Source organism: Candidatus Limousia pullorum, from assembly GCF_057405065.1.
In genome coordinates this window covers 90,138-103,964 of record NZ_CM171614.1, presented here as the reverse complement: position 1 = coordinate 103,964, position 13,827 = coordinate 90,138, and the positions used below count along the sequence as shown (strand labels likewise).

The 13,827-nt window shown below is 40.8% G+C and carries 13 protein-coding genes; 9 read left to right on the top strand and 4 right to left on the bottom strand.

The genetic code is table 11. The features are described from left to right. Window positions 1-105: 105 nt before the first annotated feature. The 9 genes from CGICJO_RS00420 (at window position 106) to CGICJO_RS00380 (ending at window position 10,300) form a co-directional block, all read left to right on the top strand. Window positions 106-2,001 carry a fructose-1,6-bisphosphatase gene (locus tag CGICJO_RS00420; protein WP_486499231.1) on the top strand — a complete coding sequence of 632 codons (1,896 nt, stop codon included), beginning with the start codon at window positions 106-108 and terminating at the stop codon, window positions 1,999-2,001. Between the two features lie 40 nt (window positions 2,002-2,041). Then, window positions 2,042-2,659: a hypothetical protein gene (locus tag CGICJO_RS00415; protein ID WP_486499230.1), complete on the top strand. Its 618-nt coding sequence runs from the start codon at window positions 2,042-2,044 to the stop codon at window positions 2,657-2,659. 24 nt (window positions 2,660-2,683) lie between these two features. Next, on the top strand, window positions 2,684-3,355 hold the full coding sequence (locus CGICJO_RS00410) for a hypothetical protein (protein ID WP_486499229.1): 672 nt from the start codon (window positions 2,684-2,686) through the stop codon (window positions 3,353-3,355). 579 nt (window positions 3,356-3,934) lie between these two features. Next, complete coding sequence (locus CGICJO_RS00405; protein WP_087379384.1) at window positions 3,935-4,705, top strand: DeoR/GlpR family DNA-binding transcription regulator; 771 nt, start codon at window positions 3,935-3,937, stop codon at window positions 4,703-4,705. After that, complete coding sequence (gene pfkB, locus CGICJO_RS00400) at window positions 4,683-5,609, top strand: 1-phosphofructokinase (protein ID WP_087379387.1); 927 nt, start codon at window positions 4,683-4,685, stop codon at window positions 5,607-5,609. Before CGICJO_RS00405 ends, pfkB begins: the two co-directional genes overlap by 23 nt. 61 nt (window positions 5,610-5,670) lie before the next feature. Beyond that, on the top strand, window positions 5,671-7,692 hold the full coding sequence (locus tag CGICJO_RS00395; protein WP_486499228.1) for a PTS fructose transporter subunit IIABC: 2,022 nt from the start codon (window positions 5,671-5,673) through the stop codon (window positions 7,690-7,692). 57 nt (window positions 7,693-7,749) lie between these two features. Continuing rightward, on the top strand, window positions 7,750-8,007 hold the full coding sequence (locus tag CGICJO_RS00390; protein ID WP_486499227.1) for an HPr family phosphocarrier protein: 258 nt from the start codon (window positions 7,750-7,752) through the stop codon (window positions 8,005-8,007). A 213-nt stretch (window positions 8,008-8,220) separates the two neighbouring features. Beyond that, window positions 8,221-9,618 (top strand): AAA family ATPase, encoded by a 1,398-nt coding sequence (locus CGICJO_RS00385; protein WP_486499226.1) that lies wholly within the window; start codon window positions 8,221-8,223, stop codon window positions 9,616-9,618. Then, window positions 9,602-10,300: a hypothetical protein gene (locus CGICJO_RS00380; protein ID WP_087379404.1), complete on the top strand. Its 699-nt coding sequence runs from the start codon at window positions 9,602-9,604 to the stop codon at window positions 10,298-10,300. The genes CGICJO_RS00385 and CGICJO_RS00380 overlap by 17 nt, the downstream gene beginning before the upstream one ends. Window positions 10,301-10,346: 46 nt before the next feature. Here CGICJO_RS00380 and CGICJO_RS00375 read toward each other — a convergent pair whose 3' ends face one another. The 4 genes from CGICJO_RS00375 to CGICJO_RS00360 all read right to left on the bottom strand — a co-directional run bounded on the left by CGICJO_RS00375 (window position 10,347) and on the right by CGICJO_RS00360 (window position 13,822). After that, complete coding sequence (locus CGICJO_RS00375; protein ID WP_486499225.1) at window positions 10,347-11,147, bottom strand: ABC transporter permease; 801 nt, start codon at window positions 11,145-11,147, stop codon at window positions 10,347-10,349. Next, window positions 11,137-11,958, bottom strand: a complete 822-nt coding sequence (locus CGICJO_RS00370; RefSeq protein ID WP_486499224.1) for an ABC transporter ATP-binding protein — start codon at window positions 11,956-11,958, stop codon at window positions 11,137-11,139. The genes CGICJO_RS00375 and CGICJO_RS00370 overlap by 11 nt, the downstream gene beginning before the upstream one ends. Window positions 11,959-12,045: 87 nt before the next feature. Next, on the bottom strand, window positions 12,046-12,468 hold the full coding sequence (locus tag CGICJO_RS00365; RefSeq protein ID WP_087379414.1) for an ACT domain-containing protein: 423 nt from the start codon (window positions 12,466-12,468) through the stop codon (window positions 12,046-12,048). Between the two features lie 55 nt (window positions 12,469-12,523). Further along, a complete protein-coding gene (locus tag CGICJO_RS00360) occupies window positions 12,524-13,822 on the bottom strand; it encodes a phenylacetate--CoA ligase family protein (protein WP_087379417.1) in 1,299 nt (432 codons plus the stop codon). Window positions 13,823-13,827: the final 5 nt, after the last annotated feature.

Here is a 13,827-nt window from a genome sequence, read left to right as displayed (position 1 = left end):
AGCTTATTTTATAAATAATTATTAAAAATTTCTTAATCTTTTGGCGGAACTCTTGACAGCTATTCCTGGAAATATTTATAATACTTATATAGGAAGGTGATAAATATGGAAAAGGAATGGTCACCGGAAAAAAGATATTATTTAAATCTTTTGGCGGAGAAATACCCGTCCATGCAGAATGTGTGGACAGAAATAATAAATTTACAGGCTATAATGAACCTACCCAAAGGCACAGAGCATTTTATGAGCGATCTACACGGTGAGTACGAAGCATTTACTCAGATACTCAACAACTGTTCGGGGGTTATCAGAGAAAAGGTAAATATGCTTTTTGAAAATACCCTGAGTTCCTTTGAGAGAAACGAGCTTTGCACACTTATCTACTATCCGGAACAGAAGCTTTCACAGCTTCATGAAAGCGGAAAAATTTCCGACGGATGGTATCAGACAACATTGCAGGAGCTTACAGATTTGGCAAAACTTTTGTCCTCAAAGTATACACGTTCCAAGGTGAGAAAGGCAATGCCTCAGTCCTACAGCTATATAATCGACGAGCTTTTGCATGCCCAGCCTGATGAGGACAACAACCAGCTTTTGTATCATCAGAAGATAATAGACACACTTATCCGTGTGGGAAGCGGCGATTCATTTATATGCGCTTTGTCAGACCTTATAAAAAGGCTGGCTGTTGACCTTTTGCACATAGTAGGAGATGTTTTCGACAGAGGCCCAAGACCTGACAGTATTCTTGATATGCTTTTCAAGTACCACAATGTGGATATAGAATGGGGAAACCATGACATACTGTGGATGGGAGCGGCGGCAGGAAACAAAGCCTGTATCGCAACTGTAGTGAGAAACAGTCTTTCCTATGGAAACACCCAGGTGCTTGAAAGCGGCTACGGAATAAGTTTGCGACCCTTGTATCTCTTTGCGGAGCATACTTACCCGGGAGATGTAAACAGTGCCGCAAGAAAGGCGATTTCCGTTATCCTCTTTAAGCTTGAGGGAAATATAATTATGAATCATCCGGAATACTGTATGGATGAACAGCTTTTGCTTCATAAGATGAACTTAAATTCCGGAACAATAGAGATTGACGGAAAAATTTACGAGCTTAACGACACGTTTTTCCCAACGCTTGATTTTGAAAATCCTTACGAGCTTACAGAAGAGGAAAAAGAAATAATAGAGGATTTGAAGCAGTCATTTACCGAAAGCGAAAGACTGAACCGTCATATTGAATTTTTGTATAAAAAGGGAAGCATGTACCGCTGCTGTAACGGAAATCTTCTTTACCACGGCTGTATACCAATTGACAGCGACGGAAACTTTGACAGCATAGAGCTGGAAGGCGGAAGATACTGGGGAAAATCCTATATGGATTACGCAGACAGAGCCGCAAGAAGAGCGTTTTTACAGAAAGATGATGAAAATGCAGTGGATTTCATGTGGTATCTGTGGTGCGGAGAGAAATCCCCCCTTTCTGGAAGAAGAATAAAAACCTTCCAGAGAATGTTTTTAAACGACAAAACAGCATGGGAAGAACCACGCAACCCTTATTACGAGTTTTATAAGGAAGAGGCGGTCTGCAAAATGATTTTGAGGGAGTTCGGACTTTTCGGAGAAAACTGCCACATAATCAACGGACATACGCCTATAAAGGTTTCAAAGGGCGAAAGCCCTATAAAAGCCAACGGCAGGCTTATTGTAATTGACGGAGGTTTCTGCAAGGCTTATCAGAAAACCACCGGCATTGCGGGATATACATTGATATTTAATTCCCACGGTCTTAGACTGATGTCGCACCAGCCGTTCAGCAGTATAGAAAAGGTTTTAAACGACAACGAGGATATAGAATCCCAGTCTGAAATATTTGAAACAGAGAAAAAGAGGGTAATGGTAGGCGACACGGACACGGGAGTTATAATAAAAGAAAAAATTGCCCAGCTTGAGCAGATTTTGGAGCTGTACAGGCAGGGGAAAAGATTCCCTTTATAAAATTTAGGGAAAGAAAAGCTAAGTAAAGGAGGTATGGACAATGAAAAAGATAATTGCGGTTATGCTCTGTGTTTGTGTGCTGGCTTTTGCCGGATGCTCAAATACGGAGAAAACAACGGACAATGACACAGCGGCTCAGGGTGCTAAATACCTTGAAAAAGAGGGCATTGCCCCATATGACCTTTCCGATGGCGAGGAGTATATTCTAAATGTTATGAATATCAAAAAGGATGCATTGCTTGTTTCCTACAACGCCACAGAGAATTCAAAAATGCTCATGGTAAGAGTATACAACCTCAATGACGGTCAATGGGACGAAACAGGAAATCTTGCTTTTGTGATTGCAGATGACAATAAGCAGGGAACAATTTCAATTATGGAAAAGGACAATTATGTTTTGGAGTTGTCCGCAGGCTTCACATCTTCAAAAAGTGAAAAGATTGATGACGAAAACGAGTATATTCGCAGTCAAAAAATTGTTATCAATGATTTTCAGAATATAGAACTAAACAAGGAAATACCGGTTGCCATATATATAAACGACAGCGATACAGCCGGTGTACCCATTGAACTTAGCGAATTTTCCGATACGTCAAACTTTGAGGGAATAGATTTGGTTCGAGCTGTGACCTTTGAGTTTATGGACGAAACGCTCTGATATCAGAGAAAAGAGGTGTCAGCTATGAATAAAAAGATACTTTCATTAGTGTTTTGCATATGCTTGTTTATATCTGTTTTTGCAGGCTGTTCAGATGAAGATACGAAAAAGGAAACTGAAGAAACTACAAATGAAATTACCTCTGAAACAAGCGGAAAAACAGAACCGGTGGTAGAGAGAGGAACCTTAAAATCCTTTGGAATAGTTCCCGATGATTATGTGTCATTTAGCGCAAAGATGTTTGATATTTTGGGACTTGATACAAAAGAGGATATTTATGTATACAATGTACCTCAGGAAGCGAAAGTTATATATATAGAAGCCTATTCCTTTGACGGAAGCGGATGGAAAAATGTTTGGGATTCCGGAGCAGGCATAACAGCCCCGTCACATATGAGCGGAGAAATCGCCATTGAAATAAAAAAGGACTATTCTCTGAAAATATCAGGTGATTACTTTAGTTCAACAACAAAACCCTTAACATTATCTGAAAATATTGAGAACGTCACAGTTTTAAAGCTTGATGATTTTTGGGAGTTTGAGCTGGACAAGGAAGTACCCGTATATATGATTTTAGCGGACGAAGAGAAAAATGAGTTTTCATATAATCTGGAGGATTATCCGAGTACGGAAAATCTTGACGGAGTAGATATTGCCCAGGTTTTAACCATTGAGTTTTCAAGCGAACCACTCTAAAATTTAATAAGTTTTTTACGGAGCAGGCGGAGAAATCCGCTTGCTTTTTTGTTTGTAACGGTGATGTGACTGAAAATGAAAGATAAATTAAATTTTTGACCGTTTTCAAGTGAGGAGATTAAAAGTGTTTAATTATTAGTTGAATTTTTAGAAAATAAAATTATTTATATTTAAAGTGGCGAATATTATATTTTATACAGAAAAAGTTATTAGTTTGACACGCAATAGTTATCTGGAATAAAAGTATATGATATTGCAGAAGTAAAAAGGCAAATTTGCGTCGGTTATGATTGGCGGAAACATTGAAAACGGTCATGAAAATCAAAAACAATCATTATTTTATGCGAAAAAATGACATATACGCTCGAAATAAAGGAGTACAGGTCGTATTTATTAAAAATAAATATGGATAAATAGCTATTTTATTTGATAATGATACATATTTTTATTAAATATGCACAAAAAATCGGGTGAAAGATTGTAACTGATTTTGAACGAACTTGCTTGACTTGAAGATTTTACCGTGCTAAAATATATACAACAACAAGGGAGAACAAAGTACAAAGGAGGCGAGATTTTATGCTGACACAGGAACGGCACGAAGAAATATGCAGAATAGTTAATGATAAAAAGGCAGTAACTGTTACAGAATTGGTGAAATTGCTGGGAAGCAGTGAGTCAACCATAAGACGTGATTTGAATTATCTTCACGATAAGGGAAAAATTAAAAAGGTTCACGGCGGAGCTACAAGCCTTATCAACAATTACACAACCAGAGAAGATACGGTTGATGAAAAAGCTCTTCTTCATATGGAAGAAAAAGAAAAAATCGGACGATATGCGGCAAGTTTGATTGAACCGGGAGAGCTTATATATATAGATGCAGGAACAACAACAGGATGTTTGGTTTCAAATATTAAAGATAAAGATTGTATTTATGTTACAAACGGCATAAGCCATGCAAAGCTGTTAGGACAAATGGGATGCAGAGTTTTTGTAATCCCGGGAACAATAAGAGGATGTACGGAAGCTATTATCGGAGGAGAAGCCAACGACTATTTGATGCGTTATAATTTTACAAAAGGCTTTTTCGGAGTGAACGGCATAAGTCTTGAAAACGGACTTACAACTCCTGACCCGGATGAAGCCCGTACAAAAACGGCGGCAATGTCAAGATGCAAACAGTGTTACGTTTTGGCTGACTCTTCAAAATTCAGAATTGTTACAGCCGTAACATTTGGCCAGCCGGAGGACGCAAGAATTATTACAACTACACTGGAAGAAAAACAATTCAAACTAAAAACTGAAATTGTGGAGGTTGATCAGTATGATTTATACAGTCACATTTAATCCGTCATTGGACTACATAGTAAGAGTTGACGATTGGAATCAAGGAGAGGTTGTAAGAACCGCAGGAGAGCAGATTTTCCCAGGCGGCAAAGGCGTAAATGTTTCCATAGTTATGCAGAACTTAGGTTTTTCCACAAAGGCTTTGGGCTTTAAAGCAGGATTTACCGGCGAAGCTTTGGAGCAGATGCTCAGACAGTACGGCTGCGAAACAATGCTTATACCTATTGATAACGGCTTTACCAGAATCAATGTAAAGCTTAAATGCCCGAACGAGGAGAAAGAAAAGAGAGAAACAGATATAAACGGCCAGGGCCCGAATATCTCCAAGGAACATATAGATAAGCTTTTCTCCGAGCTTGACAAAATAGAAGAGGGCGACGTGCTTGTGCTTGCAGGAAGTATCCCGAACACATTGCCTGAGGATATTTATCAGCAGATAATGGCAAGAATGGTCGGTAAAAACATCAAGATTGCCGTAGACGCTACAAAGGATTTGCTTTTGAATGTTTTACAGTACAATCCTTTCCTTATAAAGCCTAACAACCACGAGCTGGGAGAAATGTTTGGCGTAAAGATTACAAACACAGGGGACATCGTTACCTATGCCAAGAAGCTCCAGGAAATGGGAGCGAGAAACGTGCTTGTTTCAATGGCAGGAGACGGCGCACTGCTTTTAACAGAAGACGGAGATATATATCAGAGCTTGCCGCCTAAGGGCAAGGTTGTAAATTCCGTTGGCGCAGGCGACTCAATGGTAAGCGGATTTATGGCAGGATACCTCAACACAGGGGATTATATGGAGGCTTTGAAAATGGGTCTTTGCACAGGTTCTGCCACAGCTTTCAAGGATTGGCTTGCAACCAAAGAGGATGTAATGAAGATTTACAATGAATTTAATCTTTGATTTTGTATCTTAACAGCGTGACGCTGTTGCAATATATAGAAAAATGAAAAGGAGAATGGTTATGCGTATTACAGATTTACTCTCACCTAAGGGTATTGACCTGAATGCGAAAGTTTCCACAAAAGAACAAGCCATAGATAAGCTTGTATCATTGATGGATGCAACCGGCAAAGTAAACAATGTAGAAGTTTACAAGCAGGCAGTAATCAAAAGAGAAGAGGAAGGAACAACCGCCATGGGCGAAGGAGTTGCAATTCCTCATGCGAAAACATCAGCGGTAAGTGCACCTGGTCTTGCGGCAATGGTAGTACCATCCGGCTGTGATTATGACACACCGGACGGAGAACCGGCAAAGTTGTTTTTCCTTATTGCGGCGCCAAACACAAAAGACAATGTTCATCTTGACGTTTTGGCACAGCTTTCAATCCTTCTTATGGATGACGATTTCAGAACAAACCTTATGAATGCAAAGTCCGTTAAGGAATTTCTTCAGATAATCGACGACGCCGAAAGCGATAAAAAGGCTGAGGTTAAAGAGGAAAGCGCAGACGGATACGCAGTATTGGCAGTTACCGCATGTCCTACAGGTATCGCTCATACATATATGGCTGCCGAGGCTTTGGAGCAGGCAGGAAAGAAGCTGAATGTTGCAATAAAAGTTGAAACAGACGGCTCAGGCGGAGCAAAAAATGTTCTCACAGCCGAAGAAATTAAAAAAGCAAAATGCATCATCCTTGCAACCGATACAAAGGTTCCTACAGCCCGTTTTGAAGGCAAAAAGGTTATTCAGGTAAAGGTTGCCGACGGTATTCATAAAGCGGAAGAGCTTGTAACAAGAGCCAACAACGGCGAAGGTGAAATCTTCCACGAGGCAGGCAGCAGCAAGGCAAAGGCAGAAGAAGAGGAAAAAGGCGGAGTAGGTCACCAGATTTACAAGCACCTTATGAGCGGCGTTAGCCACATGCTTCCTTTCGTTATAGGCGGCGGTATTCTTACAGCTCTTGCATTCCTTGTTGATACAATCTGCGGCTACGGCGGCGCAGCTTCCGGAAGCTTCGGTTCTATCACACCTCTTGCAGCATTCTTTAAGACAGTAGGCGGCCTTGCAATGGGACTTATGGTTCCGGTTTTAGCAGGCTATATCGCATATTCAATCGCTGACCGTCCCGGACTTGCTCCAGGTTTTGTAGGCGGACTTATTGCAGCAAACGGAAACGCAGTTATGAACTTTGAAGGCGCAGAGGGTTTCCAGGGCTTCATCGCTCAGTTTGCTTTCGGAAATACAGGTAACACAGTTTCAGGCTTCCTCGGAGGTCTTGCAGCAGGATTTATCGCAGGCTTTATAGTTTTGGGACTTGAAAAGCTTTGCGCAAAGTTCCCGCCGTCACTTGAAGGTATTAAACCTACACTTATTTATCCTCTTGTAGGAATTTTTGCAATTGGCGTACTTATGTACTTTATCTTTAACCCGATTATTGGTATAATAAATACAGCCCTCAGCAATATGCTTCTTGCAATATCCGGCGCAGGAATGATGGTTGTACTTGGACTTATCCTTGGAGCTATGATGGCTATAGATATGGGTGGTCCTATCAATAAGGCGGCTTATGTATTCGGTACAATGTGCCTCGGTATGGCTGCAACAGCAGACGCAGCTGCTGCAAACGATTATTACATGATTATGGCAGCAATCATGGTAGGAGGTATGGTACCACCGGTAGGTATTGCTCTTGCAACTACATTCTTCCCAAATAGATTTACAAAGGCAGAGAGAAACTCAACAGTTTCCAACTATCTTATGGGTGCATCATTCATCACAGAAGGCGCAATCCCATTTGCAGCATCCGACCCGATTCACGTAATTCCGGCAACAGCAGCAGGCGCAGCAGTAGCAGGTTTCCTTTCAACCCTCTTTGGCTGCACACTTATGGCTCCTCACGGCGGTATATTCGTATTCGCAACAGTCGGCAATCCGCTTATGTACATTGTATCTTGGCTTGTAGGAAGCGTTGTAACAATGCTGCTGCTTGCAGTGCTCAAAAAACCACGTCCTGAGTACGCAGCAGAAAAGGCAGGAAAATAATTTGAGTTCAGAAAAACTGAACAAGCGTAATTCTACAAAGAAAAGGAGTCAATCAAAATGAAAAGTTTTAGCTACGTAATCACAGACGCAGAAGGAATCCACGCTCGCCCAGCAGGACTGCTCGTAAGACAGGCAGCAAAATATCAAAGCGCAATTAAAATTGAAAAAGGCGGAAAATCAGGGGACGCAAAAAGAATTTTTGCAGTAATGGGTCTTGCAGCAAAGCAGGGAGAAACAGTTACAATTTCCGCTGACGGTGCTGACGAGGATACAGCAATCGCTGAGCTCGAGGCATTCATGAAAGAAAATCTGTAATTACCTAATTTCAAGATAATATAAAACCCCAAGGAGACGCTCCGGCATACAAAATGCCGGAGCGTTTTTGCATAGTGATTTTCATAAGCTTAATCAGTCATGTCTTTGATTTTAAAGCCGTTGACACCTGAAAAAATTGAGTATATAATTTAATAAATTGATTATATTTTTATATAAGTGTATGGCGAAGATTTACGACGGGAGATGAAGCAGTTGCAGGGAGATATGAATTGCAGGCTCAGCAAAATCGAGCTTAGAAACTTTAAAAATACGGAATACGGTATTGTGGAGATGCCCTCTTTTGCCAATAAGGAATATTTTTCCCGCAGTGCCGATATTTTGGGAATTTACGGTCAAAACGGTTCGGGAAAAACTGCGGTTGTGGAGTGCATTTCCATACTGAAAAATCTTGTTGAGGGCAAGACCCTTCCGGCAAACGTGAAAAATTATATTGCCCAAACCAGTGAAACCTGCCAGCTGAGAATTTGGTTTACCGTGGAATTTAACGGAGAAAAAAGCCTTTTGGAATATAAGGTGGAGCTGGGAGAAATTTCAAAGGAGCAGACGGGAATAATCACCGAAGAGCTTTTCGCTTCCGAGTACAGCGGCAAAGGCTTTAAAAGAAAAAAGCTTATTATAGGCTACAGCTCCGAAAAGGGAAAATCCTTTGTCACACCGGATAAATTATATAAAGACCTTGTAAAGCTCAGAGAAGAAAGTTCTGTGGATATGATGGTAGCCAGAAGAATTACCCAGCGTGAGGGTGTTTCATTTATTTTCGGCGACGATATGAACCGTGTTTTTGAACTTTCAAAGGATGTTTTAGGTGTGTGCAGCGGAGTTATCAAAGCTTTAAGAGATTACGCCGCCTATGACCTTTTTGTTATTTCAAATGTAAGGGAATCCCACGACCACAATATCTGTCTGATACCTGTGCTGTCGGGAGCTGAGGACAAAAAGGAAGAGAGCAGAAAGTATTTTGTTCCCGTTGACGAGCCCTTTGTTTTGGAAAAAAGCAAGTTTGTATTTTTTGAAAATATACTTAAAAAAATGAACACCGTTATATGTACAATAATTCCAGGCCTTAACATAGACATTCACAGCTTCGGGGAACAGCTTATGGAAAACGGTAAGGAGGGTGTAAAGGTTCAGCTTGTATCAAAAAGGGGAGATGTGACAATTCCCCTTAAATATGAATCGGAGGGTATTATAAAAATAATATCCCTGCTTAACCTGCTTATGTGCGTGTACAACAATCCCTTTATGTGCCTTGTGGCGGACGAGCTGGACGCAGGAATATATGAATATCTGTTGGGAGAGCTTCTCTCTGTTTTCCGCAGAGGGGCAAAGGGTCAGCTTTTGTTTACCTCACACAATCTGAGAGCCTTGGAAATGCTTGATAAAACCAGCGTGATTTTTTCAACAGTAAATCCGGAAAACAGGTATATACGCCTTAAAAATGTGAGAAATTCCAACCTCAGGGACATATATCTGAGAAGCATTATACTTGGCGGACAGGATGAAGAGATTTACGACGAAACCGACGCAATAGAGATGGGAAGAGCTTTCAGAAGCGCAGGAAAGGCGGTGCGCAGTGAAGAACAAAACTAAAAAGGTCATACTTTTCATAGTTGAAGGCCCTACGGATGCGGATACATTAAGTCCGGTTCTGAAAAAAATATTCAAGCCCGGTGATATACATTTTCATGTAGTTCACGGGGATATAACAACAGTAAAAAAATCCTCATACGACGCCGTTATGAAGCGGCTTTCTTCACAGATTACAGAAGAGATGAAGAGATACCGCTTTACCAAAAAGGATGTGGTGAGGATTATACATATAGTTGACACCGACGGCGCTTTTGTGTCCTCGGAAAATGTGGTTTTCAAAGATACTCACCATATTGAATACGGAAAAGACCACATTTATACGGATAATCCGGTGAGTATCATAGGCAGAAACCGTCAGAAATCAATGTCCTTAAGAGAGTTAAGCTATGCTGCAACTGTGGGAGGAATACCCTATTCAGTCCATTATTTTTCAAGGAATATTGAACATGTTATGCACAACCAGCAGGGAAATCTCACCAGCGACCAGAAGATGTATTATGCCGACGAGTTTGTAAAGATTTACGGAAACTCACCGGAAAGGTTCTTAAAGTTTATTTACTCAAAGGATTTTGCGGTTTCGGGAAACTACAGGGAAACCTGGGATTTTATAATGGAGGACTGCAATTCCCTCCACCGACATTCAAACCTGCATTTGATTTTTTCATTTTGCGATATAAAATAAAGCGACCTTTTACGTCAGAAACAAAACTGATGTAAAAGGTCATTTTTTAAATATTCATATCTTTTTTTGTAAAGATGATTACCGAAGCTGCGCTTAGAATAATACATCCGGCAAGAAGAATGAATGGGGCATAAACCGAAAAGCTGTCGCCGGCAATAATTTTTTCCGGTGAAAACAAGGTAAAATAAGTGGTATATTTTATCTTTTCAAGGTTGCCGCCCATGTTTGCCATCATCTGGAGAACATACATCAAAACATTTACTCCTGCGCCCACGCCCAAACTGTATTTTGTATCGTTAAAAATACAGGAGGAGAGAAAGCAAATTGAAGCCATGAAAAGCTGTAAAAACAGCAGTGAGAGATTTAAGTAAATTAAATCAGAGGCTATGTTTTCCTGAGGATACATTATTTTACAGCAGATAAGCTGTAAAACCGTTACGTACAAAATCAGAAAGAATACTCCTGAATACAGCACGGCCATTTGAGTAAAAGCGATTGTTTTTCTTTTTACCGGAGCTGCCATAAGAGCTGACATTGAGCCTCTGTCCACATATTTTGCAATAAGTCCGTTTGCCCTTATAATAGCATAGACCATAGGGAAAATCAGCAAAATCATTCCGTAAAGATAGGAGGACATGAAGCCCAAAAGGGTAGCAGTGTTTCCGTTCATGCCGAAAGCCGCCATCATTTCGGAAAAAAGCTCAGTAAACTCCTTTAGAACCTCTTCCATTTCCGGATTATACATTCCGGTTATCATTGTTACGTATAGTGTAAGTATTGCGATAAAAATCACAATAAGCTTTAGGGAGGACTTTATTTCTCTGAAATATAATGTTTTATTTATCATTTTTTCCGCCTCCGTAATACTGTAGGAATATTTCCTCAAGGGATTGTCTTGCGGTAACCTCAACGGTGTTTCCTTTTTGTATGCCGGAAAAATCCCTTGCAAAATATTCGGCTGTCTTTTCGTTTTCAAGAGTAACTGTGTATTTCTTGACATGTCTGTTGCGCAGTTCTTCCGTCGAGTCGGTTGCAGCCAGTTTTCCGTCTTTTATTATTGAAATTCGGTCGCAGGTTTTTTCTACCTCTTCAAAAATATGGCTGGAAATAAAAATAGTTTTTCCCTTGGACTTTTCCCTTTGAATAAGCTCGATAAATCTTTTCTGCATAATAGGGTCAAGTCCGCTGGTGGGTTCGTCCAGAATAAGCACCTGAGGGTCGTGCATAAAAGCGGAAACAATTCCCACCTTTTGCTTCATGCCTTTGCTCATTTTCTTGATTTTTCCCTTAGGGTCAAGCTCAAACATTTCTAAAAGGGATTTTTTAAGGCTTCCGTTTTTTATTTTGCGGTATTTTTCCATAAAGTTTAAATAATCAATGCCTGTCATGTCGTCGAAAAAATTTATTTCTCCAGGAATATAACCCACAAACTCCTGTATTTTGCATCGCTCATGGAAGCAGTCAAAGCCATTTATACGGCATTTTCCCGAATTAGGCTTAATAAATCCCATCAGGTGTCTTATGGTTGTGGTTTTACCGGCTCCGTTTGGCCCTAAAAAGCCAAAAATTTCGCTTTCCTTAACAGACATAGAAATATCAAAAATTCCCTTGTTGTTTCCGTAGTCGTGGGTTAGACTTTCAATTTCTATAATATTCATAGGCGCACCCTCCTTGCAGATATATTTTTATAAAAATATAAGGTAATTCTGACACTCAGAATTACCTTATTATTTTATGTAATAAAATTATTCGCACATGTCCTCATAGCTGTAAAGCTCAAGACCGCCGGCTGTAATTGCTTTTGCGGCAGCCTCTCCGTCGGAAGCCTTTACAATCATGGCAACTCTGTTAGCAGAAGCCAAAGCGTACATATACTCAATATTAAGGCCTTTGCTGCAAAGAATGTGTGTCATCTTGTGAAGCTCGCCAACCTTGTCCTGAAGCTTAACTGCGATAACGTCTGTAAGCATTGCGGAAAAGCCCTTATCTCTCAGTGCGTCCTTTGCGGTTTCCGGATTGGAAACAATCATTCTCAACATACCGTATTCTGTTGTGTCAGCCATGCTGAGAGAGAGAATGTTTACTTTTTCCTGTACGAGAGCTTCTGTAACCTCTTCCAGTCTGCCCTGACGGTTTTCGATAAATACGGATAACTGTTTAATAAACATAGTTCTACCTGCCTTTCGTAATAGTAATATAAATAAAACTTCTGTTTATATTTTATCAGTTGTACTTTCTGTTGTCAATTACGTGTTGACTCTTGCCCATGCTTCTTTCGATGCTCTTAGGCTCAACAAGCTTAACCTTAACCGCAAGACCGATAGCCTGCTTGATAACCTCTGTAATTTTATTTGTGAGATTTTCAAGCTCTCTGATTTCGTCGGAGAAGAATCTCTCTTCAACCTCAACTCTAACCTCAAGTGTATCGAGATTGTTTACACGGTCAACAATGAGCAGATAGTGAGGTGTAGTGCCGCCCATTTCAAGCAATGCAGCTTCAATCTGGCTTGGGAATACGTTAACGCCTCTGATAATAAGCATGTCGTCGGTTCTGCCTGTAAATCTTGCGATTCTTGCGGTAGTTCTTCCGCACTGACAAGGCTTGTGAGTGATGCTTGTAAGGTCTTTTGTTCTGTAACGGATAAGAGGAATACCCTCTTTTGTAAGGGTTGAAATAACAAGCTCGCCGGTCATGCCGTCACGGAGAGGCTTGAGGGTTTTCTGGTCAACAATTTCAGGAAGGAAGTGGTCTTCATGAATATGAAGTCCTGAATGGAATTGACAGTCTGTTGCAACGCCCGGGCCCATAATTTCGCTCAAGCCGTAAATATCGTGAGCATGAATTCCCAGCATGTTTTCAATCTGAGAACGCATTTTCTCTGTCCAAGGCTCAGCGCCGTTTATTGAAGCTTTAAGCTTTATTTTGTCACGAACACCCATCTCGTTGATTGTTTCAGCGATGTGAAGCAGATATGACGGTGTGCACATAATACCTGTAACGCCGAAGTCAATCATCATGTTGATAAGCTTCTTTGTGTTTCCTGTTGACATTGGTACAACAGTTGCGCCCAGCTTTTCTGCGCCGTAGTGAGCACCCAAACCGCCTGTGAACAAACCGTAGCCGTATGCGATTTGAATAATGTCGTTTTGACCTAATCCTGCCATTGTGATACAGCGGGCAACGCACTCGCTCCATGTTTCGATATCACGTCTTGTGTATCCTACAACAGTTGCTTTTCCTGTTGTGCCGCTGGATGCGTGAATTCTGGTAATCTGTGAATTAGGAACGGCAAATAATCCGAAAGGATAGGTGTCACGCAGGTCGTCCTTTGTGGTAAAAGGCAGTTTGTCCAAGTCTTCGATGCCCTTAATATCGCCCGGTTCAAGTCCCAGAGCCTGCATCTTTTTTCTGTAGTATTCAACGCTGTGATATACTCTGTCAACCAGCTTTCTAAGTCTGGCGCTTTGCAGGTTAGTCATTTCGTCCCTGCTCATACATTCTTTTGTTTCGTTCCAGATCATATGGT

Coding starts and splice junctions, on each gene's coding strand:
- CGICJO_RS00420 (WP_486499231.1), top strand. CDS start 106: ATGGAAAAGGAATGGTCACCGGAAAAAAGATATTATTTAAATCTTTTG.
- CGICJO_RS00415 (WP_486499230.1), top strand. CDS start 2,042: ATGAAAAAGATAATTGCGGTTATGCTCTGTGTTTGTGTGCTGGCTTTT.
- CGICJO_RS00410 (WP_486499229.1), top strand. CDS start 2,684: ATGAATAAAAAGATACTTTCATTAGTGTTTTGCATATGCTTGTTTATA.
- CGICJO_RS00405 (WP_087379384.1), top strand. CDS start 3,935: ATGCTGACACAGGAACGGCACGAAGAAATATGCAGAATAGTTAATGAT.
- pfkB (WP_087379387.1), top strand. CDS start 4,683: ATGATTTATACAGTCACATTTAATCCGTCATTGGACTACATAGTAAGA.
- CGICJO_RS00395 (WP_486499228.1), top strand. CDS start 5,671: ATGCGTATTACAGATTTACTCTCACCTAAGGGTATTGACCTGAATGCG.
- CGICJO_RS00390 (WP_486499227.1), top strand. CDS start 7,750: ATGAAAAGTTTTAGCTACGTAATCACAGACGCAGAAGGAATCCACGCT.
- CGICJO_RS00375 (WP_486499225.1), bottom strand. CDS start 11,147: ATGATAAATAAAACATTATATTTCAGAGAAATAAAGTCCTCCCTAAAG.
- CGICJO_RS00370 (WP_486499224.1), bottom strand. CDS start 11,958: ATGAATATTATAGAAATTGAAAGTCTAACCCACGACTACGGAAACAAC.
- CGICJO_RS00365 (WP_087379414.1), bottom strand. CDS start 12,468: ATGTTTATTAAACAGTTATCCGTATTTATCGAAAACCGTCAGGGCAGA.
- CGICJO_RS00360 (WP_087379417.1), bottom strand. CDS start 13,822: ATGATCTGGAACGAAACAAAAGAATGTATGAGCAGGGACGAAATGACT.